Source organism: Herbidospora mongoliensis, assembly GCF_001570545.1.
GTDB classification, from domain to species: Bacteria; Actinomycetota; Actinomycetes; order Streptosporangiales; family Streptosporangiaceae; genus Herbidospora; species Herbidospora mongoliensis.
In genome coordinates this window covers 140,679-164,762 of record NZ_BBXD01000023.1, presented here as the reverse complement: position 1 = coordinate 164,762, position 24,084 = coordinate 140,679, and the positions used below count along the sequence as shown (strand labels likewise).

Sequence of the window (24,084 nt, the reverse complement as noted above, 5' to 3'; positions counted from 1 at the left end):
GCCACATAGGGCCTCACCGGGTGGGGCGCAGGGCGCTAGGGTCGGCGCCATGGTCAATCGTGCAGACATCGGTGTCATCGGCGGTTCAGGGTTCTACTCCCTGCTCGACGACGCCGAGGAGATCGATGTCGCGACCCCCTACGGGCCTCCCAGCGACAAGGTGACGGTCGGGCGCATCGGCGGGCGCAACGTCGCCTTCGTGCCCCGCCACGGGCGGGGGCACAGCTTCCCGCCGCATCGCATCCCCTACCGGGCCAACCTGTGGGCGCTGCGCAGCCTCGGCGTGCGCCAGGTGCTGGCCCCCAGCGCCGTCGGTTCACTGCGGGCCGAGCTGGGCCCGGGGGCGCTGGTCGTCCCCGACCAGCTCATCGACCGCACATCGGGGCGGATCCAGACCTTTTACGACGCGGGCGGCGCCGTCCACGTGTCGCTCGCCGACCCCTATTGCCCCGACGGACGCTCCGCCGCCGTGTCGGTGGCGCGCTCCTCCGGGTGGGAGGTCTCCGACGGCGGCACCCTGGTGGTGATCGAGGGCCCGCGGTTCTCGACCCGGGCGGAGTCCCGCTGGTTCGCCAGCATGGGGTGCTCGATCGTCGGGATGACGGGGTTTCCGGAATCGGTGCTGGCTCGGGAGTTGGCGCTCTGCTACACGTCGATGTCTCTCGTGACCGATCACGACGCCGGGGTCGAGGCCGGCGAAGGGGTCACCCATGAAGAGGTGATGGCGTTCTTCGCGGCCAACGTCGAACGGATGCGGTCCTTGGTGGGCCAGGTGGTGCGGGAACTGCCGGATGAACGGTCGTGCGCGTGCGGGAACGCGCTTGACGGGATCAAATTGCCGTTCGAACTGCCTTAAGTGATTTCGTCGCACGGCGCCGTTGGGTGAGAAGGCGGCGCCGTAGGACGGACAGACTGACCTGCGTCATCCGCTGGGGGAATGACGACCGATGTCTGCGTGAACACGCCGTCTGGTCGCGAGCCCTTTCGTCTTGGAGTCTTCTGATGCGTGTCGCGGTGCCGGCGCGGTGGGCTCGTGTGCTCGCCAGACGCCGTCGGCTGATCTCCGCTGTCCTGCTCGGGCTGGCGTTGGCCGGAACCCTGGTGTCCGTACGGGCTCCGTCGGGTGTGGCCGTTCTGGTCGCGGCCCGTGATCTTTCCGGTGGACGGCTGGCGGCGAGTGATCTCGTGACTGTTCGGCTGCCGTCGTCGGCGCTGCCTGATGGGTATCTGGTCGCCGGTTCCGCCGTGGCGGGGAAGGTGCTGACCGCGCCGGCACGGCGGGGAGAGGTGCTGACCGATGCCCGGCTGCTGGGTGGTGGGTTGCTCGCCGGGAACGCGCCGGGATTGGTCGCCACTCCGGTACGGATCGAGGACGCCGATGCGGCCGGGCTGGTGACGTCCGGGGATGTGATCGACGTGCTGGCCGCTTATGAGACCCATGCGGAGACCGCGGCGCAGCGGGTGACCGTGCTGACGAAGGCGCAGTCGGAGGAGGGCGGGCTGCTCGTGCTCGCCACGACGACCGGTCAGGCCACGTCACTGGCACGGGCGCAGGCGAGCGCGCGGCTGTCGTTCGCCATCCATCCACGTTGAGGGAAAGCTGCTCCCCGGTGGGTCGTATCGCCGGGCTTGCTGTCGTTGCGGGGTGGGGCGGGAGCGGGTGGTCGGCGCCGGATACGGGGCGGGCCGGGGCGGTGGTCGGGGCCGGCCAGGCGGGAGCCGTAACGGGAGAAGAGCTTTTAAATGACCCGCTAGAGGAGGGATCCGACCTTCGGGTCGTATTCCCAGTGCCAGGGTTCGAAGGGGCTCACGTAGGCCCAGTCGGGGTGGATCCAGCCGAACTGCTTGCCGTTCTGTTCGAGCCAGACGAATTCGGTGGATTTGTACACGCGGATCGCGCCGCAGAAGTCGATCGCGAGGCCGAGTCCGTGGTTGCTGCGTCCGGGGATGGCGGCCAGGCCGGGGCGCTGGTAGTAGACGATCTGCTGGTCGCGGAGGCTGCGGTAGCTGTCGACGACACAGAGGGGCTCGCCGAAGCGTCGCTTGTACGCCAGGTTGAGGTCGGCGAAGGCGATCGCGGCGTCGGCGCGGAGTTCCTCGCCCTTGAAGGGCAGCGGGCAGAGCACGTTCGTGGGAAGCAGCCCGTTGGCATACTCCTCGGCGAGCACGACCCTCGTCGGGTCACACGCGCCGCCGCCGCGTTTCACGCCAAGCTTCGCCAACGCGGACGTGAGGGATTTGACGGTCTTCTGCGACTGCTTCCGAAGCGTGTCGATCTCGAACGTGAGCTGGGCTTCCTGGAGGAGCTTGGTGGCCCGCAGTTCCTGCGCCTCGGCGGCCAGGCTTTCGCGGTCCTGGAACAGGCGGGTGGCGTCCGCGACCACGATGTTGCGCCCCGCGATCAGCTGGTTGACGTCGCTCAGAGCCCGCAGCGAGACCTCACCGTTCGTGCTGGTCATGAGAGAACCCATGTTCTTGCTGGTCGGGTTCTGGTACATGACCTCGATGAGGTCCGACAGCGGCTGGCGGATACGCGCGAGCTTCTCGTCGGCCGTGCGCAGCTCGGTGAGCTTGGCCTCAAGCTGCTTGTTGGAGGAGTCGAACTCCTTCTGCCGCGCCACGAGCGCCTTGGTGGCCGACTCGATCCCCTTGGCCGCCTCTTCGGCGTCCCGGCGCAGCTCGGTCAGCGTGGCGGGCTCCTTCTTCGGCGCCGCCTGGGCAATCCCCACCGGTACCAGGGAAAACACCAGCATGACGGCCGCGACCAGTCCCGCTGATCGAGGAGTAGGCACGCTTCGACTCCTCCGTTTGCGAATTCGTGACCTCGGTCAGGGAGGCACGTTACTACAGCAGGATGCGTGGTCGTGCCCGAGTCGTTGGAGCCGTTACATACCGATTGGCGTGTCTTATGCCGAATGGGCTTTGTGGACCGTTCTTGCTGGTTGGGCTGACGTTTTCAGGCCGGCTTGCGAGCTTCCTCCTGGCAGAGTTCCCAGAGCCAGGTGTCGGTCCATTCGTCGGGGCAGGCGGCCCTTACCTCTGCGGGGGGCTGGTGCCTTGGCTGCGGTTGGGGGGTGCCGGCGCTCGGGGGGTGCTTGACCTCGCTCCTCGGGGGCGCTGCGGCCTGGACGGGGGGCTTTGGGCGCCTTGGGCGTTTTTGCTTGGGGGCGGGGACGCGGCCTTCGTACAGGCGATCCGGGGTGAGGGGGCGCGGGAGCGGGGTGGGAGCCATGAACGTCGGGGGCTCCGCGGGCTTCGCTCGCAGGTATGGCGGGACGCCGAATTGGGTCAGTTCGGCGACGAGTAAGCCTAAGGCCAGTACGGCTGGGGCTAGCAGGGCGGCCAGCAGGACCATGGGGCGGAGTGCGCGGCTCCCGGGTCGGCGTCCTCGGTTCACGGGTCCGAGCCCATCATCTTGCGGGAGCTTGGGGGGTGGGGGTTGCCGGGAGCTTTACCTTTGGGCGTGATGACCTTGAGGTGGGGTGGGTGGCGCGCGGGGGCGCTTGGTTTCGCTAGGCTGGGGGGGTCGGCTCCCGTAGCTCAGGGGATAGAGCACAGGTTTCCTAAACCTGGTGTCGTAGGTTCGAATCCTATCGGGGGCACCAATAAAAAGAGCCCTGACCTGCACGGATGCGGGTTGAGGGCTCTTTCTTGTGTTCGGTGGTGTGCGGTTAAAGCTGATCGTTTGTGGGTGTCCTTACCCAGTTCTTACCCACGGGATCAGCCGGCGGAGAGGGCCGCTTCGATGCACTGACGTGCGACAACGTCTTGTCCAGTGACGCACTTGGCTTAGATGCGGAGCAGAACCTCGACGCTGTGGAGCCGTCTGCCTGACCCTGCCCGGGTCGGTATGAGCTTGGTGGCGGGCTGACCGCACGAGCGTGCGCGACGGGAGCGATCACGCCTGCAGAGTCACCCCCGTGGGAGTGCGAGCTCTAACTCGATCCAGTAGATGCCGGTCATGATGGGGGCGAAGTCGGCGACGACCTCTTCCACGTAGTCGCCGCCCTTGCGGAGCTTCACGGAGAGAGGGCGGCCCTCGTAGTCGGCGGTGATCCGGTAACGGCTGATGGGCACGTCCTCCAGGCCGGAGCCGTCTCCGTTCCTCGTCGCCATCCCGACGATCGGAGGCCCTTCGGAACCGTCGATCAAGGGACCGTCCGGAGTGAGAGTGAGCCGCACCTTCTCGTCTTCCAGGAAGGCGTCTGGGTTGAGCGGGTCGGTGCTGTCGAGGTAGAAGAGCACCTTTCCCCCGTAGAAGCCGAGACCGTCGGCCTGCTTCCCTGTGAGTTTCCAGGTGAAGTTCCTGATGGCGCCGCTCGGCCCGGCGAAGGGGCCGTCGTCGTCGGGCGCCAGGCTCAAGGTGTATTCCTGGCCGTTGTACTCGCTGGTCACGGTCGCCGTCGCGTGAAAGGTCGTCGCGACGTTCGTGTCGACTCGGTAGAAGCCGTCGCCGTCGGTCCTTACGACCGCGTTGCTGTTGTAGAGCAACTGATTGTCGGCGACGATCTCAGCCCCCTTGATCGGCTTGCCCGCCGCGTCGACCACCCGCCCCCGCAGCACGCCGGGTTCGATTGTCCCGCCGTCCACGGATTCCTCCTGGCTCACCGCGCCGTTCACCTGACTTTCGTTGGTGATCTCCGCCGTCCCGCACCCTGTGAGGGCCATCAAAAGGACGCAGATCATCAGCCGTTTTCCCATGTCGCACCACGTTAAGGTCACTAACTTGCGAGGGACTTGGTAACGGAGTGAAGCGAGGTAACGGGCCTGCTCGTGATGTCGCACGACCTCCGACGCATCGCACGGGGTCGCGCGGGACGGCAACGATCTTGGCTGCGTTCCCCCAGTCATGCCCCGAATGACTAGTGGTCGCGCGCGTTGATTCGTCGGGGGTGGGCCGGGCCTTAGTCGAGGGCTTCCTGCGCGGTGCCGGGCGGGTAGCCGCGACGAGACTACTGCGTGCTGACCGCCTTCCGTTGCGTGTTCCGGCGGAGGGCGAGCACGATGAGCCCGTAGGCGAGGACTGCCAAGGCCCAGTACGCGCCATCCGGGCGGGTGCCGAGGTAGAAGTCCGGCTGGCTGCCCGCGGTGTCGTCCACGGGGAGACCGATCATCTCCAGTGTTGACGGCAGCGCGTCCGAGACCTCCACGAGGTGGGCCAGCCCCAGCAGCCCACAGACTGTCCCGACGACCGTCCCCGGGATCCGCGACTTCGCCAGCAAGGCCACCGCTACCAGGAGCGGCATGACGCCGATGACGAAGACGTCCACCGGATAGAGCAGGCCACGATGGCCGCTGCCCGGGAAGAGGGTGCCGATCATCCCGATGGGCATCGGCGGGACGGACCCGACTCCCTCACTTTGCGCCAGCAGACCGATCGGCACCACTGCGGCTGCCAGCGCCATCAGGGACCATGGGCGAAAGATCCGGGGCAGCACGCGGTAGATCGTAGCGATCACGGCTTTCGCTTCGGGACAGAGCAGACCTCCTGCCGGCGCCACGGCCTCATATGGACTTTCTCGACGCAGGTCATCCCGGGCACCCGCCATCGCGTCGTCGACGCGGGCGAGCCGCCACGCGGTAGGCCTGCATCTGTCCCATTTGCACGGATATGCCCGCTCGGGCGCCGGCTCGGCACTTCTCACAGGTTGGTCACGGGTGTTGACCGTGATCGGCCAGTGGACCGGACTGTTGGGGGATCGCGCGGTCCAGGAAGGGGCGGACCAGGAGCTCGTCGTCCTCCCAGATCGGATCATCAGGGTTGCCGCCACGACCCTGGGGATCCACGGTCGTCTGTGGTGCCCGGCCAGTGGTCAGGTACTCCATCATGAAAGGGCGGATGATGGGTCCGTCCTCGATCTCCGGATGATCGCCGCCCGTGCCGGTGTCACGGGTCAGCGCCAGTTGGACGGTGATCCAGCGGACCGACACCGACTGCTCGTCCGCGGCTCCCGTCGAATCGCCAGGATCGTCGACCACGTCGACATGGTGGTTCAGGATCTGGTCCAGTTCCTGTGCCGCCAGTCGGTCGGTGTGCTGGCAGGCGGCCCGTACCAGCAGGAATGTCAGGGCGGCTTCCTCCCTCCTCGCGGGGGAAGGGTCGGCGGCGCAGGCGTGGTGCCGACCGCTGGTGGTATCGACCCAGGTCAGGAACGCGGTGGCGGCCATATCGGGCCATGACTGTATGGCGATCGACCTCTGTGTGGGCACCTGCTGGGGCGCCGTCGGCCCACCGGCGTCCGGCCGGTCCCGTAGGCGTCCCCGGGCCTGCAGTTGATCGCGGCGCTTGAGGATCTTGGCGACTCGATCCGGCGGCGTGGTGCGGCGGATCCTGCCCACCGGTTCGCTCTCCATCGACGACCTGCTGATCAGCAGTAACGCCCAGGTGACGTGCGCCACCTGCTCGACCACCGGCCGCTCGTAGTCGGCCAGGTGAGTGCACGTCGTGAGTTTGCGGGTGAAGTCGGTCACGTCCGTGCTGGAGCTCAGCATGGCCAGCATGCACTGGCCTCGGTTGACGGTCAGGTCCTGCCAGATCAGCGCCTCGGCGAGCCTCGGCACGTACACCTGATCCCGGCCGGTGCCGGCGATGCCGAACCGGTGGTACTGGACGTCGGCGTAGCGGCGCAGGGCCTCGGCGAACGTCGCTGGGTCGAGTCTCATCTGGGCCATCACTCCTCCTGTTCGTTCAGCCGCAGCCGATGACGCAATCGGTTCAACCGCATCTGTACCGCTTCCACGGTTATGTCCAGCTTCGCCGCCATTTCCTGCTGTGAGGCGTCGCCCAGCAGCATCCGCACCAATTCCTGATCGGCCGGCTTCAGGCTCCTCAGCACCTGTTTCAGATGCATCCGCGCCATGACCGAACGAGCAGGATCGGCGAGCGGATCGACCAGCAGCGCCAGCGTGTCCTCCCCGATCGCCGCGAGAGCGGGCTGCGGCGGCACGGGCTGCTCCTTGCGCCATCGGCGGAAGACGTTGGGGAAGGCCAGCAGACAGGCGCCGACGAAGTAGGTCGCCAGCGAGGCGCCGTGGTCCGGGTTCCATCTTCCGCCCCGCAACGCGTCCTGCTCGAACAGGTGTAACGCTTCGGCCACCGTCTCCAGTGCGACCTGCCGGCGTTCGTCCCGCTCTCTGAAGAGCAGTTCACGATGGTAGTTCTCACAGGTCACCCCCCTCCCACGCGATGCGCAGCGCGCATAGATCGAGCTGTCGTACAGCCACGCGCTGATCACCGCGTCACCGTATTCGACCAGCCCGATGATCAGCGCGTCGTACAGGTGCCCGGTGAAGTCGTCGGCGGCGATCTGCTCGATGACGTGCGCGTCGTCGGCGAGCAGGCGCCGACGGTCGTCGGAGTGGTCGCCGACGCGGGTTTCGGGGAGGTCGTCGAAGGTGGGGCGGATGTGTGCCAGGGCCTGGGCGTGCAGATCCTGCTCCAGCTCCGCGAGCTGGGAGTGATCCCATGACCAGACCTGCTCCTCGGTCGGCTGGCCGGGCGTTCGGTCAGGTGGCGCCGGTACGGGTTGTAGGTGTCCGGCGAGCCGTTCGGGCTGCGCCCGCGTCATTCCGGGGATTCCCTTCGCTTGGGCCCCCGGGAAACAGCGGAGGAGGAGTCGGCAACGAACGACCCGTCATATGTCAGCAGAGCCGAAAACCCAACACGGACTTTTCAAGATTCTTCGTGAAATTTGTGGCTCTATCCGCGTTGGGTTGGCGCCGAGGAAGACATACGAACCGGCAGACCCAAGATGAAGATCAACGTGCCCTCGGGTCACACCCCGTCCGCGAGGAGTCCCGATTCGGCACCGATGATCATCGCGCCGGGCGCCCAGCACAGAGGGCGCTTTCCGCCGTTCTGTGGAATATCCCGAAATGGCCAGCAGATATCACCAATAAATGAAGGGTTCAAAAATGGCTGACGACGAGGCATCTCTGAGCTCGCGGGCAGAGCCGCGCGAGGAATCGCCGCAGGAACCCGGCGACCCGGCGGAGGATGCGGCGTCGACAGCGTTTCGCGAGGCCGGACGGACGGTGCGGGACGCCCTCAGGAGCTGGCCCGCCACCGCCCGTCTCATGGTGATCGTCGCGTCGGGTGCCGCGCTGATCGCCTGGTTCTCCGGCGGATCGGCTGGGACCGAGGCGGCGGGATGCAAGATCGTCCACATCACGGCTCCGGATGGGAGAGCCGGAGGTGCGAACTTCTGATCCTCGGGTGTGACGAATGAGGGGCGGCGTCAGATGTCATACACGTGAGTGTTGTCGCGACCATCGAGACGGACCTGTCGGCCGACCTGCGTGATCTGCACGCCTGGCTGAACGAGGATCACGAGCTGCGGGCCTGGGTGGAACTGGTGGAGAGCCCGTCGCCGATCTGGTGCGGATCGTCGCGGAGTCGCCGGAGGTCGTGGTGGCGGCACCAGTGGGATCCTCGCCTGGCTGCGCTACCGGCAGGGCAACGTGAAGATCAAGATCAGGAACACCAAGACAACCAGCCAGGTGGACGTCACCGTGACTCATGTGAAGGGGCTCGACGATGCTCAACTGGGTGAGCTGACCCGGCAGATAAAACGGGCGATCAGCGGAGAGCCGCCCGCCGAGATCCCACCCGACGGCGGGGCCGGTGGATGAGCCGCCGCTGCTGCTGTCGGCGGCCGATGCCCGGGTGCTGGTGGTCCGGCTTGTTCAGGTCGTCGAGGAGCCCGGCCACCAATAGCTCGTGCCGTTCATAGGTGAGCTGATACGCGGTGACCGCGTGGACAAGTCGGTGCACGCTGATGAAGACCTGCTCCGCGATGCCGTTGGCGACATCGCCAGGGCTCGTGGTGACAGCGACCATGCTGTAGGACGCCGGCAGGCTTGCGGTCTGCGGTTCATCCGCCCGCACTGCCCCTGAACCAACGGCAAGGCCGAACGCCTCACCAAGCACATCTAGGCGACAGAGCCGTCAACGTGCAGGAGCGTTGCCGAGCTCCTCGGCGGCATGTACCTGCAAGAGCCCCTCGACTCCGAGCAGGAACGTCTCGCTGATCAGCGCCGGGTCGAACAGACACCCGGCGGCCATGGCGCCGTCGCGCATCATCACGAAGTGGCGGGCGGCGGGTTCGGCGCCCGTCTCCCGGAGCTTGGCCAGAAGTTCCGTGGCGGTTTCCAGGAACCATTGCCGGTGAGCGAGTACGGCCTTGTGTACCGGAGACTCGGGGTCGGGATACTCCGCGGCGGCGTTGAGGAAAGCGCATCCCCGGAAGCCCGAAGACTGGATGCCCTGGGCGATGGACCCGCTGAGGGCTCGGATGGAGTCGGCGGTCGGGAGTCCAGCGGCGACGGCCTCATCCGCCTGGCTTCGCATGGCCCGGTCGACCTCGTTCAGGTAGGCGAGGACAAGGTCTTCCTTGCCGGGGAAGTGCCGGTAGAGGGTGGCCCGCGTCACCTGGGCTTCCGCGACGATGCGATCGATGCCGACCGCGTGGATGCCCTCCGTGTAGAAGAGCCGGATGGCTGTGGCGAGCAGCCGGGATCGCGCTTCGGATGGCCGGCTTTCGGATGGGCTCCGCATGCCGCTCATTCTAGTAGGTAGAACGTTCGGTCTTGACAGTCAACGACCTGGATTGCGATGCTAGGCCGCGATAGAACGTTCTGTCTTGCTGGGAGTCGATCCAGTGGCTCGTGTACGCAATCACGCAGGTCCGCGCTCTCCTCGTCACTCATCCACCGAAAGGACCATCATGAGCACCATCGCTGCTTCGCCTGGTATCTCCGCTACCGCGTCCACACTCCGGCGCCTGTACTTCGTCCGGTTCGGGTTCGCCATCGTCTGGGCCCTCGCGATGTTCACGACCGCCTCGACGCTGGGACCTCTCGCAGTCACACTGCTCGTGCTCTACCCCCTGTTCGACGTCGCCGCCGCCATCATCGACGCCCGCGCGTCGCGTGCCACCGGGTCACCGACCCTGCTCTACGTCAACATCGCGGTCAGCCTGATCACCGCCGTCGGCGTGGCCGTCGCGTGCGCGTCCGGTATCCCGGCGGTGCTGCGGGTGTGGGGCGCTTGGGCGGTCGTAGCCGGAGCGGTCCAGCTCCTCGTGGGAGTCACCCGTCGCAAAATGGGTGGCCAATGGCCGATGATCATCAGCGGCGGCATCTCCGTGCTCGCCGGTGCGTCGTTCATTCTCGGCGCCTCCGCAGCCAACCCCACGCTGACCAACGCGGCCGGCTACGCCATCCCAGGCGGCATCTTCTTCCTCATCTCGGCCTTCCGTCTCGGCCGCGCCGCGAGGCCACGCATCTGACGATGGTCAGCCTTGCCGGGCGTCTGCTCGTTGACCTGGACGGTCAGTGTTCCGAGCGAACGCGATGCTCATCGTGGGCCCAGGTTGTCGTGCGCGTATCCGGCGGCCTCCGTGCGGTTACGGACGCCGATCTTGGCGAAGGCGTTGTTGATGTGCGTTTTCACGGTCGTCTCCGCGATGAACAAGGTCGCGCCGATCTCGTTGTTGCTGAGGCCACCGGCGATGAGCCGCAGCACCTCGACCTCCCGGGCGGTCAGCCCATCCGGGAAGGTCGTGACCGGCGGCGGAACGGCGCGGGACAACGCGTCGACCAGACGGCGGGACACCGACGCCGTAAAGGTCGACTGGCCCGCGGCGGCGGAACGGAGGGCGGCGGCGATCTCGGCTCGCCCGGCGTCCTTAGTGAGGTAGCCACGCGCACCGGCCAGCAGCGCGGCGTCGACGGACTGATCGTCGTCGTAGGTGGTGAGCACGACGACGGCCACCTCCGGATACTGGCGGACGATGCGGCGGGTGGCCTCGACGCCGTCCATGACGGGCATGCGCAGGTCCATGAGCACGACGTCGGGACGCAGCTCGGCGACCAGGCTCATCGCCTCCTCGCCGTTGGCGGCGGCGCCCGTGACCTCGACGTCGTCGACCAGGTCGAGCAGCGCTACCAGGCCCTCGCGCATGAGCTGCTGGTCGTCCACGACCACGACCCTCACTCCGGCACCTCCGCCCTGACCTCCCACATATCTTCTTCCGGCCCGGCGCGCAGGGTGCCGCCCGCCAGGGCCAGGCGTTCCGCCATCCCCTGCAATCCATGCCCGTACGAGATGGGGACGCCCTCCAGGTAAGGGTTGCGCACCACCAAGCGCACCACGCCGTCGCCATAGCCGAGTTCGACCGTGACCGGCTGGTTCGAGGCGTGTTTCGCGGCGTTGGTGAGGGCCTCACGGGCTGTTCTGAGCAGGCAGACCTCGGCGGCCGGGCTGATAGGGCGGCGCGCGCCGGTCGTGCGCAGCTCGGCGGGCACGTCGTGGTCTCTGCGGTGTTCGGCGACGAGCAGGCCCAGGGCGTCGGGCAGCGGCGGGATGTCCTCGCGGAGGGCGGCCACCGCCGAGCGGGCCTCGATGAGTCCTTCCCTCGCGAGCGCCCTTGACCTGCGGATGCGAATCACTGCTCCGTCGACGTCGCCGCGTTCGGTGAGCAGGGCCTCCGCCACCTCCAGCTGGACGCCGAGTGCGCCCAGAGAATGGGCCAGGACGTCGTGGAGTTCCCTGGCGATCCGGGCGCGTTCGTCCAGGGCCATGGCTCTGGCCCGGTCCTGCTGGGCGCGGCGGTAGTGGCGGCGGTGCAACGCGAACAGGACGGTGCACAGGATCACCGCGCCCCGGACGACGATCGCCTCGCGCGGCCGATCCCACCAGATCATGCTGGCGGCGGTGAGGGCGAGGTCGAAGACGGTGACCGCGACGATGGCGGTCATGGTGGGCGTGACATGGGCGGCGAACAGGAGCAACGCCGCGAACAGGAAGACCGTGGCAGCCGCCTGCTCCGACCCCGACACCGACGCGGCCAGGGCCGAGCCGCCCGCCAGCAGCGCCGCGGCCGTTCTCGGGGCGCGACGGTCGAGCAGGACGAAGGCCAGCCAGCAGCCCATGGACACCGCGAGCGCCGTCCACACCAGGGCCGGGGCCTGTGACGTGGTGGCGAGCGACCAGGCCAGGACGAGCGTCATCAACAGCCTGACCAGACGACCGGTTTCCGGGTCGTCGGCCGCCAGCAGCCGGACGACCCGGGCTCGCACCTCGCGCATGGCCTAGCGGGAGTCCTTCAGGGTCAGAATCATGTCGACCAAGATAATCCGGAAGACGACGAAGCCGACGATGACGAGCACCGCGACGACGACGATCGCGAGCAGGAGCTTGCCGTTCAACTTTCCCCCGTTGGCGTCCAGAAGCCGGTGCAGGAGATCGAGCCAGAGGCCCGACCGGCCGTTGCGTTTTTCCATGGACGAGACGGTAGGAACGGGACGGGGTGGAGCGGCACCTCCGAAGGGTGGAGCCCGGGGTGGAGTCAGCCGGCGGCCTGGCGGCTGAGGTGTTCCCAGGCGCGGTACTCCGCCGTGCGGGCCTGGAGGTCCTGGTGGACGATGTCGTAGGAGGCGCTGCCGACGATGAGGCGTCGGGGTGGGTTGGGTAGGTCGACCAGTTTCATGATCACAGGGGCGGCGACGGCCGGGGGCTCGCCTGCCTCGTCGCCCCACATCTCGATCAGCTTGTCGCGCAGTTCCTTGTAGTGGGGGGCGGGGGGCGTCGTCGTGGTGCCCGTGGTGAACAGGCCGGTGTCGTAGCCGCCCATCTGGACGATCGTGAGTTTGATCCCGAACTGCTCCGTCTCCATCGCGACGGCCTCGGAGATCGAATCGAGGGCCGACTTGCCGGCCGCGTACAGACCGACCATCGGGAATCCCCCACCGGTGCCCATCGTGGTGATCTGCAGGATGTGGCCGGAGCCCTGCGCCCGCAGGTGCGGGAGCACGGCCTGGGTGACCCAGGTCGCGCCGAAGAGGTTGACGTCGAAATGCGCCCTGATCTGGTCTTCCGTGGCCTCCTCTACCATGCCGAGCAGCAGGCCTCCGGCGTTGTTGACCACGATGTCTAGCTGGCCGAAGGCCGCCGCCGCCTGGTCGACGGCCTCGAACACGGCGGCGCGGTCGGCGACGTCGAGCGGTAGCCGTACCAGATGGGCGGGGTGTTTCCGGGCGAGGTCGTCGAGCGGTTCGACGTTCCGCGCGGCACCGACGACCCGGTCCCCCGCTTGCAGGGCCGCTTCCGTGAACGCCCGGCCCAGACCTCGCGACGCGCCGGTGATGAACCACACTCGGCTCACTGGCTTCCCTCCTTCTGTCGGTTCCTGACAACAAGACAAGACGGTACGTCTCGGCTCGCGAAAGTGTCAAGACGCAACGTCTCGTCTCAGAACGTAGTAAGGTCACGGTATGGCGAAGCAGCCCAACCCCGCCCGCCGCAGTGAGCGCTCCCGGCAGGCCATCCTCACCGCGGCCCGCGAACTGGTCTCCGAGGTGGGGTACGCCAAGCTGACCATCGAGGCCATCGCGGCCCGGGCCGGCGTGGGCAAACAGACCATCTACCGCTGGTGGCCCTCCAAGGGCGCGGTGATCTTCGACGCCTTCCTGGCGCTCAGCGAGTCCGGGCCGGAGCAGGACATGACGCTGCCCGACACCGGTGACCTGGAAGCCGATCTCAAAGTGGTGATGCGGGCGACGGCGGCAGAGTTCGCCGACCCCGCGTTCGAGGGGCCGATCCGCGCGCTCAACATGGAGATCATCGACGACCCCGAGCTGGCCGCCCAATATCGCGAGAAGCTGGCGGGCCCGCTCGAAGAGGCGAAGAAGGCCCGGCTGCGCAGCGCCCAGCAGGCCGGGCAGTTCGCCGCCGACGCCGACCTCGACCTCGCACTGGAGTTGTTGTACGCGCCTCTCTACCAGCGATGGCTACTCCGCTCCGGCCCGCTGACCTCGGACTATGCCGACAGCCTTGTCGAAGCCCTCCTCCGGGCCATGGGTCCCGCGCGGGGCTAGCGGCCGGGCAGGCGGTGGGTGATCTCCTGGAGGAACCAGCCGTTGCCGTCGGGGTCGTCGAACGACGCGAACGAGCCGTAGCTCTCGTGGTCGGGAGCGGGGCCGGAGACCCGTGCCTTGCTGTCGGCGTGGTGGAACAGACCGCCCGAGTCGTGGAACACCTGACTCATCCGCACTCCGTGGTCGGCCAGTTCGGCGCAGGCGGCGTCGATGTCGTCCACGACCAGATGCAGGCCCTTCGCGGAGCCCGGCGGCGTGGAAGTGACGCCGGTGCCGAAGATGACCGAGCAGGGCGACCCCGGCGGGGTCAGCTGAACCACCCGGAAGTCGTCTCCGGTGGTGAGGTCGGCGTCTTCCCGCCAGCCCAGGTTCGTGTAGAAGTCCTTCGCCCTGTCCACATCGGAGACGGGCAGGACCATGACTTCGAGTTTCATGTCCATCGGGACGGTCCCTTTCGGTGTCGGTCACCTCTCCTCCACCCTCGCCATGCCTACTGCCGGAAGTCCACCAAGAGTTCCTCTTGAAAGGCTTGAGTGCGAGCCGGCCGTGACACGCGCAATGCGAACGCGGTCCTCTTCGCAGGCTAGAAGGGATGCAGCCTGCGGGCCAGTTCGGCGGCCTTGAGGCCCAGCTCGTCCACCTCGGCTGGAAGATGCACTTCCGCGTCGACGTCTCTGAACACCTGCTGCGCCTCCTCGAAGGCGGCCACCTGCTCACTCGTCTCCGGCGGGGCGATCATGACCTGCAGATCGACGTGCTGGTCTATCTCGCTGACGCGCCCAGCTGAGTCGATCACTCTCGCCGTGTCCCCGCTGCGAAGCCGCTGCAGCGCGTACCCCCAGGCCTTGATTCTCAACGGCACTTCGTCGACCTGGGCAAGGCGGAAGGACCAGGCCTGGCTGAGCTGGACCACCCGCCCGTTGGCGATGGCGAAGTCGACCGGCGAGTGCAGCTTCTCCCCCACGTAGATCTGGACACGGGGCCGGACGAAATCTTCGGGGATCTCCGCGCGCTGGAAGGCCTGTCGCATAGTGCGTTGCAGGTCATATCGGGTTACCGAGTGCTGCCGGGCGGTTGCGACAGGATCGATCAGCATGTGTTCGAAGATGACGGCCAGTGCGTCTTCCGCGCTGTCGGCCAGAATCGGGGCCGGGGCGCTGAACTGCACGACGTTGCGGTGGTCGTGGTGGAGCCGGTCCAGCCAGTTGTCGGGGATCAGTTGACCACGATCTTGGCGCAGAGCCTCCTTGTGACGGTCGATCTGCTCATCGAGGTCCAGCAAGGAGCCGAGAACCACTTCGACCGCCGGGCGCCCGGCGAACTTCCGAGCCCGTTCCAGATTGCTCAGCTGACGGTAGGACCAGTCTCCGGTCACGGGATCACCGGCGATGGCCCCTACGTTGACGAACTCACCGGTCCGCGGATCGGGGAGACAGCGGACAATCGAGTAGACATAGCGACTCATTGGACCCACCTCCTTAGATCAGCGTGCGGATGCGAGCAGCGACGGCCGGCGCCCTATGTTCGAGGAACCAGCCGAGTGTCTCCAAATCGTTGTCGGCCACTGGCCACGATGCTGGCACGCCACGCACGACCGTGACGAGAGCATCGCGACTTATTGCCCCTAATGCCGTTGCTACCCTTTCGACCGCTTCCGGATCCAGCCCGTCAGGAGGATCGGCGAGCGGGTTCGGCTCGTTCACGGCGTCGGCCAGGTAGCGGCTTCGGATCGTTCCATCGTTGGGCGGCAAGTAAAGGCCGTGGTCGTGGCTGTAGCAACTGCGATCGTCGTTGAGATCGTGAAGCCACTGCGGGTCGTCGCCGAAGCACCAGTCGTACAAGGCGTAGACACCCGCGTGACGACGGGGGTTGTCGTCGCTGAGCCGGTCCGACAGGTGCGGCCGGCACTCGATCGCGTGGCCGAGGGCCACACTCGCGTGCGCGATGCCAGGCTGAAGCTTGCCGTGGGCCATCGGCCATCCGGCGAGATCCTCCGGGATCCTGATCAGGCTGGTGTCGCAGACCGGGGCGTGGATCAGCCGGCCTACCTCTGAGACGACGTATTCGATCGCGAGAGTGGCCCGCGCGTGTGAAGGGCAGCCGCTGAGAGCTTCGACGAAGTATCGATGGTTGTCCGAGGCGATCACCTCGAACGGGCTGGCGAAAGACGCTCCGCCCGAACCGACAACGGCTTTGACCGAGAGGGCCTCGAAATCGTCGTGCCGACCTCGAACAAGGCCGGCCCAGTCCCCCTGATCGACCACCGCGTCCTGCCTTTCGCGTCCCATTGACCGCAGCAGAGTAATGCAGCTTTTACGGGCATGTACGAAGAGTGCGCGGATCGCTACAGAAGTAGATCTTGACAGTCATTCCTCTTGTCGGATTCAGAGCTGGATGTCCGGTTAAGAAATCCGTGACCGCTTGTTGATGCGGCTTCACTAGCGTCACCAACCATGCCGTCCTTAACAGCCCGGGCCTTCGCCGCCGTCACCCTCGCCGCCGTTGCCCTAGCACCCGCCGTCCCGGCGAACGCCGACAATGGTGATGAGGTCAAGGTCACGATCATGGCCAGTTCCGACATCCACGGAAACGCCCTCAACTGGGACTATTTCAAGAACGCCGAGTACGACGACAGCGCCCACAACGACGTCGGCCTGGCCAAGATCTCCACGCTGGTCAACCAGATCCGCCAGGATCGCGGCGAGGACCGGACCCTGCTCTTCGACTCCGGTGACACGATCCAGGGCACGCCGCTGGCCTACTACTACGCCAAGGTGGAGCCCATCACCGAGACCCGTGAGACCCACCCCATCGCCAAGGCCATGAACGCCATCGGCTACGACGCCGTGACCCTGGGGAACCACGAGTTCAACTACGGCATCCCCCTGCTGGCCGAATGGGTCAAGCAGATGAAGGCGCCGGTGCTGGCGGCCAACGCCGTGTCGGCGAAGAACGGCAAGCCCGCCTACGAGCCCTACATCATCAAGACGATGAAGGTCCGGGGCCAGGCGAGCCCGATCAAGGTCGGTGTGCTCGGTCTGACCAACCCGGGTAGCGCCATCTGGGACAAGGCCAACGTCGAGGGCCAACTGAAGTTCCTCGACCTGGTCGAGACGGCCAGGAAGTATGTGCCGATCATGCGCAACAAGGGGGCCGACGTCGTGCTCGTCACGGCGCACGCCGGTGACAACGGGCTGTCGTCCTACGGCACGGAGCTTCCGGTCGAGAACGCCTCCGCCCTGGTCGCCCAGCAGGTGCCGGGCATCGACGCCGTGCTCTTCGGGCACGCGCACAACGACGTACCGCAGCGGTTCGTGACCAACATCGCCACCGGCAAGCAGGTGCTGCTGACCGAGCCGGGGCGCTGGGGGCAGCGTCTGTCGGTCGTCGACTTCACCCTGACCAAGATTCGGAGAGGGTGGGAGGTCACCGCGAAGGCGTCGACCACGCTGAACGCCAACACCGTCGCCGAGGACCCGAAGATCGTCGAGCTGATGAAGGAGCAGCACGACACCACGGTCGGCTATGTCAACCAGGTCGTGGCGCAGTCGAAGGAGCAGCTGGCGGCGGTGGAGTCCCCGTACAAGGACACCCCGATTCTCGACTACATCCAGAAGGTGCAGACCGACGTCGTCACCGCGGCCATCGCGGGGACGCCGGACGCCGCGCTTCCCGTGCTGTCGATCGTGGCGCCGTTCAGCCGGAGCGCGGTCTTCCCGGCCGGGCCGGTGAGCGTGCGTGACATGGCCGGTCTGTACGTCTATGACAACACCCTGCTCGGCATCAAGCTGACCGGGGCCCAGGTCAAGGACTTCCTGGAGTACTCCGCCAAGTACTTCGCCCAGGTCGCCCCCGGCGCGCCGATCAACCTCGCGACCCTCACCAACGCGGGCGGCACGCCCGACTACAACTACGACCAGCTCTCGGGCGTGGACTACGACGTCGACATCTCGCAGCCGGTCGGGTCGCGCATCGTCGGGCTGAGCTACAACGGCAGCCCGGTCGCCGCCGACCAGCAGTTCGTGGTGGCCATCAACAACTACCGCCAGTCGGGCGGCGGCGGGTTCCCGCACGTCACGACGGCTCCCGTGCTCTACAACGGGCAGGTGGAGATCCGCCAGGCGCTGATCGACGCCGCGACCGCCTCGGGCACGATCGACCCGGCGACGTTCGCCGACGTCAACTGGAAGCTCGTGCGCGCGGGCGTGCCGGTCTTCTAGGACAGGCTGATCGCCGCGCACGGGCAGTGATCGGCGGCGTCCTCGACGGCATCGTGCAGAGCCTCCCCCGGTTCCGGCTGGAGGAGGAGCACGGTGCCGTCGTCGTCGTTCTGGTCGAAGACCTCGGGGGCGATCATGGCGCACTGGCCCGACGAACAGCATCTGTCCCTGTCCACGCTGACGATCACTGCGGTGTCCTTTCCATCCCGGCGGCCAGGTGGCCGATCGCCTCGTCGATCTGTTCCCGCAGCACGGTCATGGACGCCGGGTGGTCGAGCCACCGCTCCAGGACCAGCCGCATCGCCGTCAGCGCCGTCGCCGCGCACAGTGCGGGATACAGGCTGTCCTCCAGGCCGAGACGGTCGGCGATCGCCTCGGCCAGGGCCTTCTCGCGGGCGGCGTACACGGCCAGCCGCTGGGGGACCAGCGATGGGGCCCGGACGACGAGCCGCAGGGCGTCGATCTGCTCGGGGAGGTCGCCGGCGGCCATGACCGTGACGACCGCCTCGCGCAGGGCGCGCAGCACCGGTTCGGCGCGCGGGCGGGCCCGGAATTCGGTGATCAGGGCGTCGGCCTCGGCCGCCAGGCCGGCGACCATCGCCTCTTCCTTGCTGGAGAAGTAGTTGAAGAAGGTGCGTACGGCGATGTCGGCCTCGGCGGCGATCTGGTCCACGGTCACGTGCTCCACGCCGTGCCGCAGGGCCAGGTGAAGGGCGGCCTCCCGCAGGGCCGTCCGGGTGGCGAGTTTCTTGCGCTCCCGCCGGCCGACGACCGTCATGACCAGGTCACCGGCAGCGAGTGGACGCCGAAGATGAGCATCTCGTCGCGGAGCGGCACCTGATCGGCCGGCACGGCCAGGCGCAGGTTCGGCAGACGGGCGATCAGCTCCCCCAGGCCGACCTTCATCTCCACCCGGGCGAGTTGCTGGCCCAGGCACTGGTGGACGCCGTGGCCGAAGGCCAGGTGGGAGACGCGGGGGCGGCTGAGGTCGAGGCGGTCGGGGTCGTCCCAGTGCCCGGGGTCGCGGTTGGTCTCCGGGGTGGCGATGATCACCGTGGTGTAGAGCTCCAGCCCCTGACCGCGCCCGATCGTCGGGGGGAGCCTCGGAGTTCAACGCCAGGGCGGCAGCCCGCGCAGCGCGGTCGGGGACTGTTTTACGGAGGTCATGGGCTCTGCTCTACCCGGCAAAGTTGCACAGTATGCATTGATGCATAACGCGCAATTTACAGAATCATTGACAGACGTGGTCATTTGTTAGGAAACTTTCTTAAGAAAAGATGGCCCTGCGGCGCCGGTGGCCACCTCCTCACCGTTCAAGGGCAGGTAATCCCGTGAAACGTCTCTTCGCCGCGTTATTCGGTCTCGTCCTCATCGCCGTCCTCAGTCCGCCCGCGCAGGCGGCGACGTTCAAGGTCCTGGCCTTCTACAACGGCACCTGGGACGCCGCGCACATCGACTTCACCAAGGAAGCCAAGGAGTGGTTCCCCTCCGCGGCGGCCCAGAACGGCTTCACCTGGGAGGCGACGACCGACTGGTCGCGGCTCAGCTCCTCGACCATCTCGCAGTACAAGGTGGTCATGTTCCTCGACGACGCACCTCCCGCCAGCCAGCGGGGGGCGTTCCAGACGTACATCCAGAACGGCGGGGCGTGGATGGGGTTCCACGTCAGCGCCTTCACGACCGATCCGAACTCCTGGAGCTGGTACTACAACACGTTCCTCGGGTCGGGGGCGTTCGCCACGAACACGTGGGGCCCGACAGCCGAGACGCTGAAGATCGAGAACCGGAACCACCCGTCGACGGCCGGGCTGCCCGCCACGATCCAGTCGTCGGTCAGCGAGTGGTACTCGTGGAGCCGTGACCTGCGACAGAACCCCGCCATCAGCATTCTGGCCTCGATCGACACGTCGAGTTTCCCGGTCGGCACCGACCCGAACCAGCAGTGGCGCAGCGGGTTCTACCCGCTGATCTGGACCAACACCAACTACAAGATGCTGTACACGAACTTCGGGCACAACGGGATGAACTACTCGACCAACACCCGCACCTCGTCGACCTTCGCGAGCGCCCAGCAGAACCAGTGGCTGATCCAGGGCATCCGCTGGCTCGCCGGCGAGGGGACCACCCCGCCGCAGCCGGGGCCGATCTCCCCCACGGCCTGGCACTCGGTGATCAACAAGAACAGCGCCAAGTGCGTCGACGCCCGCGCCGCCGGGACGGTCAGCGGGACGGCTATCCAGCAGTACACCTGCAACGCGAGCAACGCCCAGCAGTACCAGTTCGCCACGACCAGCGGCGGCTACGTCCGGATCAACAACCGGGGCAACTCCGCCCAGGCGCTGGACGTCACCAACGTCTCGGTGGCCGACAACGCGCCCATCCAGACCTGGACCTACGGCGGCGGCAACAACCAGCAGTGGCTGCCGGTCGCCGAAGGTGACGGCCACTACCACTTCGTGAACCGCAACAGCGGGAAGTGCCTGGACGTCCCGGCGGCCTCACAGGCGAACTCGGTGCAACTGGTGCAGTACACGTGCAACGGCACCGCGGCCCAGTCGTTCCGGCTCGTGGTGCAGGGCTGAGAACAGGCGTCCCCTGCCCGGTTGGTCTCCGGACTATCGGGCAGGGGAAGGGTTCACTGCTCAGAGGGGAGACTGACATGCTCGAAGGCAAGACCATCGCCTTCCTCGTCGCACCCGAAGGGGCCGAGCAGGTGGAGCTCACCGAACCCTGGCAGGCCGTCAAGAACGCGGGCGGATCGCCCGCGCTGGTCTCCACCAAGCCCGGCGAGATCCAGGCGTTCGACCACCTCGACCGGGCCGGCAGGTTCCCGGTCGACGCGACCCTGAAGCAGGTCGAGGCGGCCGACTTCGACGGGCTGGTGCTGCCCGGCGGGGTGGCCAACCCCGACTTCCTGCGCACCGATCCCGAGGCGGTCCGGTTCGTCCGCGACTTCTTCGACATGGGGAAGCCGGTCGCGGCGATCTGCCACGCGCCGTGGACCCTGATCGAGGCCGACGCGGTCCGGGGCCGCACGATGACCTCGTGGCCGAGCCTCCAGACCGACCTGCGCAACGCGGGCGCGATCTGGAAGGACCAGGAGGTCGTCATCTGTACGGAAGCTCCGTCGACCCTGGTCACCAGCCGGATGCCGGATGACCTCAAGGCCTTCTGCGAGGCCACGATCGACGCCTTCGCCTGACCCGGCTCGAAAAAGGGCCCGGCCGGCGCCGGGCCCTTTGCCATGTGCCGGAATACCGGCACCGTCGCCGCTGATCATCAACGGGGGCGGCAGGACCGCGTACAGGACCTCAAATCGTGGTCAAGTCCGGTCCAAGTCGGCGCTGCCACGATCTCGAAGTGAACGTGAGAGTACCGGTCCGCCTGCAGTCCGGCCTGGCCGAATGCGGGGCCGCCTGTCTGGCCATGGTGCTGAGTCACCACGGCCGGCACACGGGGGTCCGCGAGGTGTCCGAGCAGTGCGGGGTCGGCCGGGACGGCCTCTCGGCGCTGGCGATCGTCAAGGCGGCGCGCGGCTACGGGTTGACCGCGACCGCCTACAAGGCCGAGACCATCGCCGACGCGCCCCTTCCCGCGGTCGCGCACTGGCGGCGCAACCACTTCGTCGTCGTCGAGCGGCAGACCGCCCGGCACGTCGACATGGTCGATCCGGCGGCCGGTCGCCGACGGCTGACCAGGGACGAGTTCGCCGAGGGCTACTCGGGGGTGCTGCTCACCTTCGCCCCGGCCGAGAGGTTCCAGGCGCGCGGACGGGCGAAGAGGACGTGGGTGGGGCCGCTCGCGCGGACCGCGCTCAAGAAAGGGCTGATCGCCCGGATCCTGCTGGCGTCGCTGTTCCTGCAGGTCCTCGGGCTGGGCGTGCAGACGTTCTCCGGGATCCTGGTGGACGGCGTGCTGCCCACGAAGGACACCTCGCTGCTGACCTCCCTCGGCATCGCGCTGGTGGTCGCCGGGATGGTGCATCTGGCGCTGACCTATCTGCGGGCGGCGACGGTGCTCAAGCTGCGGTTGCGGGCCGACCGGCTGCTGACGACCGAGGTGGTCGGGCATCTGTTCCGGCTGCCCTACCGCTATTTCGCCACCCGGGGCGCCGGGGACCTGGCCCAGCGCAGCGCGAGCGTGAGCCGGTTGCGGCAGCTCATCTCCGGGCCGATCACCACGGCGCTGCTCGACGGGCCGCTCGCGGTCGGTTATGTCACGGTCGTGCTGATCTCGTCGCCGCCGCTGGGGCTGTGCCTGCTGGTGCTGGCGTCGGTGCAGGCCGTGCTCCTGCTCACCACGCGGAGGAAGCGGGCCGACCTGAATATGGCGGCGCTGTCGGCGCAGGTGCAGACGCAGGGGCAGCTCATCGAGGCCATCAAGGGCGTGGAGATCCTCAAGGCGGGCGCCATCGAGGACGCCGCGCTGAGCCGCTGGTCCCGGCTGTTCATGGACCAGCTCAAGGCCGACGGGGAGCAGGGCCGGACCGAGAACCTGGTCACCTCGGTGCTCGACAGCATGCGGCTGCTCGCCCCGGCCGTGCTGCTCTGGACGGGCGGCTGGCAGGTCCTGGACGGGCGGCCCCTGGGCCAGACGCTGACGCTGGTCGCCCTGGCCGGGGCGGCGCTGGCGCCGATCACGTCACTGGTGGCGACGGTCAGGACCCTCCAGGAGGCGGGCACCCACCTCGACCGACTGGCCGACATCCTGGAGTTCACGCCCGAACCGTACGGCGAGGTGCAGGTAGGCCACCTGCGCGGGCGGATCGAGCTCAGCGACGTATCGTTCCGGCACGCCCCGAACGCGCCGTGGATCCTGTGGAAGATCTCGCTGACCATCGGCCGGGGCCAGAAGATCGCCCTCGTGGGCGGGAGCGGCTCGGGCAAGAGCACCCTCGCCCGCATCATGGTCGGCCTGTACGAACCCACCTTCGGCGCCGTCAGCTACGACTCGGTCCGGATGGAGGCGCTCCAGCGCTCCTCGCTGCGGCGCAACTTCGGGGTGGTCACCCAGGAGGCCCACCTGTTCACCGGCACCATCAGGGAGAACATCTCGCTGGGCCGGCCCGACGCCACGCCCCAGGAGATCGTGCGGGCGGCGATGACGGCCTGCGTCCACGACGAGATCATGGCGATGCCGATGAACTACGAGACCAACCTGTCGGAGGGCATGGGCCTGTCGGGCGGGCAGAAACAGCGGCTGGCGCTGGCCAGGGCGGTGCTCGGGCGGCCGAAGGTGCTGCTGTTCGACGAGGCCACCAGCCACCTCGACACGGTCACCGAGGCCGCCATCGAACGCAACCTGGCCGCGCTGACCCAGACCCGCATCGTGATCGCCCACCGGCTGAGCACGGTCCGGGACGCCGACCTGATCGTCGTCATCGACGACGGCCGCGTCGTCGAGCAGGGCACCCACGATGAGCTGCTGGAACTCGACGGCCACTACAGGCGGCTCGTGGCGCACCAAGAAAACGCCCCAAAGAGCATCAAGATCCCACCAAGTGCCCCTTGCGAGTCTTGATTCGCACGGTTCACACGAACGAAAAAGGGGTCAAGGTGAACAACTTCGAGTCCACCGCGCAGGAGCTCGGTGACACCGAGCTCGCCGGCGTCACCGGCGGTCTTCCGTGGAACTACGACTGGGCCAACTACGACTGGCGCGACGCGGTGATCGAAGCCCTGCCGTAACCGGGGGCGGCCCCGACGCGTATCCAGGGCGACTTGGAGAGGGCTGTGCGCGACTTGTAAGCGGCCAGGAAGTGGGGGCCGAGTCGCACTCAAGAGATCGCCAAGTGGCCGCTGAGATCTTAGGTCCGCAAGGTTCACGAACGGAAAAGAGGGGGTTGTCATGAACAACTTCGAGAACACCGCGCAGGTGCTGGCGGACGCCGACCTCGCTGAAGTCACCGGCGGCATGTGGGCGAACTACGACTGGATGAACTACGACTGGCGCGACGCCGTCATCGACGCCCTGCCGTAACCCACCC

28 protein-coding genes and 1 tRNA gene are annotated in these 24,084 nt (G+C 67.4%); 12 read left to right on the top strand and 17 right to left on the bottom strand.

Annotated elements, in window-relative coordinates:
* Positions 1-49 precede the first annotated feature (49 nt).
* Together AW272_RS34175 and AW272_RS34170 are read left to right on the top strand one after the other, a co-directional pair.
* Entirely contained in the window at positions 50-856 is an 807-nt protein-coding gene (locus tag AW272_RS34175) for an S-methyl-5'-thioadenosine phosphorylase (RefSeq protein WP_066373894.1), read from the top strand.
* 146 nt (positions 857-1,002) lie between these two features.
* A complete protein-coding gene (locus AW272_RS34170) occupies positions 1,003-1,593 on the top strand; it encodes an SAF domain-containing protein (RefSeq protein WP_066373892.1) in 591 nt (196 codons plus the stop codon).
* 158 nt (positions 1,594-1,751) lie between these two features.
* Here the strand turns inward: AW272_RS34170 and AW272_RS34165 are convergent, their stop codons facing one another.
* Complete coding sequence (locus tag AW272_RS34165) at positions 1,752-2,729, bottom strand: D-alanyl-D-alanine carboxypeptidase family protein (RefSeq protein ID WP_245657872.1); 978 nt, start codon at positions 2,727-2,729, stop codon at positions 1,752-1,754.
* An 800-nt stretch (positions 2,730-3,529) separates the two neighbouring features.
* Here AW272_RS34165 and AW272_RS34160 point away from each other — a divergent pair.
* Positions 3,530-3,605, top strand: a tRNA-Arg gene (locus AW272_RS34160).
* A 307-nt stretch (positions 3,606-3,912) separates the two neighbouring features.
* Here the strand turns inward: AW272_RS34160 and AW272_RS34155 are convergent.
* The 4 genes from AW272_RS34155 to AW272_RS34140 all read right to left on the bottom strand — a co-directional run bounded on the left by AW272_RS34155 (position 3,913) and on the right by AW272_RS34140 (position 7,568).
* Positions 3,913-4,590: a carboxypeptidase-like regulatory domain-containing protein gene (locus AW272_RS34155; protein WP_169807679.1), complete on the bottom strand. Its 678-nt coding sequence runs from the start codon at positions 4,588-4,590 to the stop codon at positions 3,913-3,915.
* Between the two features lie 362 nt (positions 4,591-4,952).
* On the bottom strand, positions 4,953-5,459 hold the full coding sequence (locus AW272_RS34150; protein WP_066373887.1) for a hypothetical protein: 507 nt from the start codon (positions 5,457-5,459) through the stop codon (positions 4,953-4,955).
* A gap of 193 nt (positions 5,460-5,652) precedes the next feature.
* A complete protein-coding gene (locus tag AW272_RS34145; protein ID WP_157519017.1) occupies positions 5,653-6,663 on the bottom strand; it encodes a hypothetical protein in 1,011 nt (336 codons plus the stop codon).
* A gap of 8 nt (positions 6,664-6,671) precedes the next feature.
* Positions 6,672-7,568: a hypothetical protein gene (locus AW272_RS34140; RefSeq protein ID WP_066373885.1), complete on the bottom strand. Its 897-nt coding sequence runs from the start codon at positions 7,566-7,568 to the stop codon at positions 6,672-6,674.
* A gap of 346 nt (positions 7,569-7,914) precedes the next feature.
* Between AW272_RS34140 and AW272_RS34135 the strand changes: the two genes are divergently transcribed.
* On the top strand, positions 7,915-8,208 hold the full coding sequence (locus AW272_RS34135; RefSeq protein ID WP_066373884.1) for a hypothetical protein: 294 nt from the start codon (positions 7,915-7,917) through the stop codon (positions 8,206-8,208).
* A 370-nt stretch (positions 8,209-8,578) separates the two neighbouring features.
* Here AW272_RS34135 and AW272_RS43635 read toward each other — a convergent pair whose 3' ends face one another.
* Together AW272_RS43635 and AW272_RS34125 are read right to left on the bottom strand one after the other, a co-directional pair.
* Complete coding sequence (locus tag AW272_RS43635; RefSeq protein ID WP_066373882.1) at positions 8,579-8,839, bottom strand: hypothetical protein; 261 nt, start codon at positions 8,837-8,839, stop codon at positions 8,579-8,581.
* Between the two features lie 108 nt (positions 8,840-8,947).
* The gene (locus AW272_RS34125) at positions 8,948-9,556 is read right to left on the bottom strand and encodes a TetR/AcrR family transcriptional regulator (RefSeq protein WP_218011155.1); all 609 of its coding nucleotides are present in this window, start codon (positions 9,554-9,556) and stop codon (positions 8,948-8,950) included.
* Between the two features lie 169 nt (positions 9,557-9,725).
* Between AW272_RS34125 and AW272_RS34120 the strand changes: the two genes are divergently transcribed.
* Positions 9,726-10,289 carry a hypothetical protein gene (locus AW272_RS34120; protein ID WP_066373878.1) on the top strand — a complete coding sequence of 188 codons (564 nt, stop codon included), beginning with the start codon at positions 9,726-9,728 and terminating at the stop codon, positions 10,287-10,289.
* A 68-nt stretch (positions 10,290-10,357) separates the two neighbouring features.
* On the opposite strand, the gene AW272_RS34115 is transcribed toward AW272_RS34120, so the two are convergent.
* From AW272_RS34115 to AW272_RS34100, 4 genes are all read right to left on the bottom strand, one after another.
* Entirely contained in the window at positions 10,358-10,996 is a 639-nt protein-coding gene (locus tag AW272_RS34115; RefSeq protein WP_245657871.1) for a response regulator, read from the bottom strand.
* The gene (locus tag AW272_RS34110) at positions 10,993-12,090 is read right to left on the bottom strand and encodes a sensor histidine kinase (protein WP_083958997.1); all 1,098 of its coding nucleotides are present in this window, start codon (positions 12,088-12,090) and stop codon (positions 10,993-10,995) included. The genes AW272_RS34115 and AW272_RS34110 overlap by 4 nt, the downstream gene beginning before the upstream one ends.
* A 3-nt stretch (positions 12,091-12,093) precedes the next feature.
* Positions 12,094-12,285 carry a hypothetical protein gene (locus AW272_RS34105; RefSeq protein ID WP_066373876.1) on the bottom strand — a complete coding sequence of 64 codons (192 nt, stop codon included), beginning with the start codon at positions 12,283-12,285 and terminating at the stop codon, positions 12,094-12,096.
* Positions 12,286-12,350: 65 nt separating this feature from the next.
* On the bottom strand, positions 12,351-13,166 hold the full coding sequence (locus AW272_RS34100) for an SDR family NAD(P)-dependent oxidoreductase (RefSeq protein WP_083958996.1): 816 nt from the start codon (positions 13,164-13,166) through the stop codon (positions 12,351-12,353).
* A 109-nt stretch (positions 13,167-13,275) separates the two neighbouring features.
* Between AW272_RS34100 and AW272_RS34095 the strand changes: the two genes are divergently transcribed.
* Positions 13,276-13,878, top strand: a complete 603-nt coding sequence (locus tag AW272_RS34095; RefSeq protein ID WP_066373874.1) for a TetR/AcrR family transcriptional regulator — start codon at positions 13,276-13,278, stop codon at positions 13,876-13,878.
* Here the strand turns inward: AW272_RS34095 and AW272_RS34090 are convergent.
* The 3 genes from AW272_RS34090 to AW272_RS34080 all read right to left on the bottom strand — a co-directional run bounded on the left by AW272_RS34090 (position 13,875) and on the right by AW272_RS34080 (position 16,166).
* Positions 13,875-14,312: a VOC family protein gene (locus tag AW272_RS34090; RefSeq protein WP_245657870.1), complete on the bottom strand. Its 438-nt coding sequence runs from the start codon at positions 14,310-14,312 to the stop codon at positions 13,875-13,877. The genes AW272_RS34095 and AW272_RS34090 overlap by 4 nt on opposite strands.
* A 149-nt stretch (positions 14,313-14,461) precedes the next feature.
* On the bottom strand, positions 14,462-15,343 hold the full coding sequence (locus tag AW272_RS34085) for a DUF3037 domain-containing protein (RefSeq protein ID WP_066373872.1): 882 nt from the start codon (positions 15,341-15,343) through the stop codon (positions 14,462-14,464).
* A 13-nt stretch (positions 15,344-15,356) separates the two neighbouring features.
* Positions 15,357-16,166, bottom strand: a complete 810-nt coding sequence (locus AW272_RS34080; RefSeq protein WP_157519013.1) for a hypothetical protein — start codon at positions 16,164-16,166, stop codon at positions 15,357-15,359.
* A 165-nt stretch (positions 16,167-16,331) separates the two neighbouring features.
* Between AW272_RS34080 and AW272_RS34075 the strand changes: the two genes are divergently transcribed.
* Positions 16,332-18,098 carry a bifunctional metallophosphatase/5'-nucleotidase gene (locus tag AW272_RS34075; RefSeq protein WP_066373869.1) on the top strand — a complete coding sequence of 589 codons (1,767 nt, stop codon included), beginning with the start codon at positions 16,332-16,334 and terminating at the stop codon, positions 18,096-18,098.
* Here the strand turns inward: AW272_RS34075 and AW272_RS34070 are convergent.
* Genes AW272_RS34070 through AW272_RS34060 form a run of 3 tightly spaced genes read right to left on the bottom strand, consistent with a single transcriptional unit; the run spans position 18,095 to position 19,151 of the window.
* Positions 18,095-18,286, bottom strand: a complete 192-nt coding sequence (locus tag AW272_RS34070) for a ferredoxin (protein WP_066373868.1) — start codon at positions 18,284-18,286, stop codon at positions 18,095-18,097. The two genes, AW272_RS34075 and AW272_RS34070, sit on opposite strands and share 4 nt — an antisense overlap.
* A complete protein-coding gene (locus tag AW272_RS34065; RefSeq protein ID WP_066373867.1) occupies positions 18,283-18,876 on the bottom strand; it encodes a TetR/AcrR family transcriptional regulator in 594 nt (197 codons plus the stop codon). Before AW272_RS34065 ends, AW272_RS34070 begins: the two co-directional genes overlap by 4 nt.
* Positions 18,873-19,151: a cytochrome P450 gene (locus AW272_RS34060; protein WP_066373866.1), complete on the bottom strand. Its 279-nt coding sequence runs from the start codon at positions 19,149-19,151 to the stop codon at positions 18,873-18,875. Before AW272_RS34060 ends, AW272_RS34065 begins: the two co-directional genes overlap by 4 nt.
* A gap of 278 nt (positions 19,152-19,429) precedes the next feature.
* Here AW272_RS34060 and AW272_RS34055 point away from each other — a divergent pair, with 278 nt between their 5' ends.
* The 5 genes from AW272_RS34055 to AW272_RS45780 all read left to right on the top strand — a co-directional run bounded on the left by AW272_RS34055 (position 19,430) and on the right by AW272_RS45780 (position 24,077).
* A complete protein-coding gene (locus tag AW272_RS34055; RefSeq protein ID WP_218011154.1) occupies positions 19,430-20,680 on the top strand; it encodes a ThuA domain-containing protein in 1,251 nt (416 codons plus the stop codon).
* A gap of 77 nt (positions 20,681-20,757) precedes the next feature.
* Positions 20,758-21,300, top strand: coding sequence for a type 1 glutamine amidotransferase domain-containing protein (locus tag AW272_RS34050; protein ID WP_066373861.1), 543 nt, complete (start codon positions 20,758-20,760; stop codon positions 21,298-21,300).
* A gap of 158 nt (positions 21,301-21,458) precedes the next feature.
* Entirely contained in the window at positions 21,459-23,618 is a 2,160-nt protein-coding gene (locus AW272_RS34045; RefSeq protein WP_066373859.1) for a peptidase domain-containing ABC transporter, read from the top strand.
* Positions 23,619-23,653: 35 nt separating this feature from the next.
* The gene (locus AW272_RS45785) at positions 23,654-23,785 is read left to right on the top strand and encodes a hypothetical protein (protein WP_275527337.1); all 132 of its coding nucleotides are present in this window, start codon (positions 23,654-23,656) and stop codon (positions 23,783-23,785) included.
* Positions 23,786-23,945: 160 nt separating this feature from the next.
* Positions 23,946-24,077 (top strand): hypothetical protein, encoded by a 132-nt coding sequence (locus AW272_RS45780; RefSeq protein WP_275527336.1) that lies wholly within the window; start codon positions 23,946-23,948, stop codon positions 24,075-24,077.
* Positions 24,078-24,084: the final 7 nt, after the last annotated feature.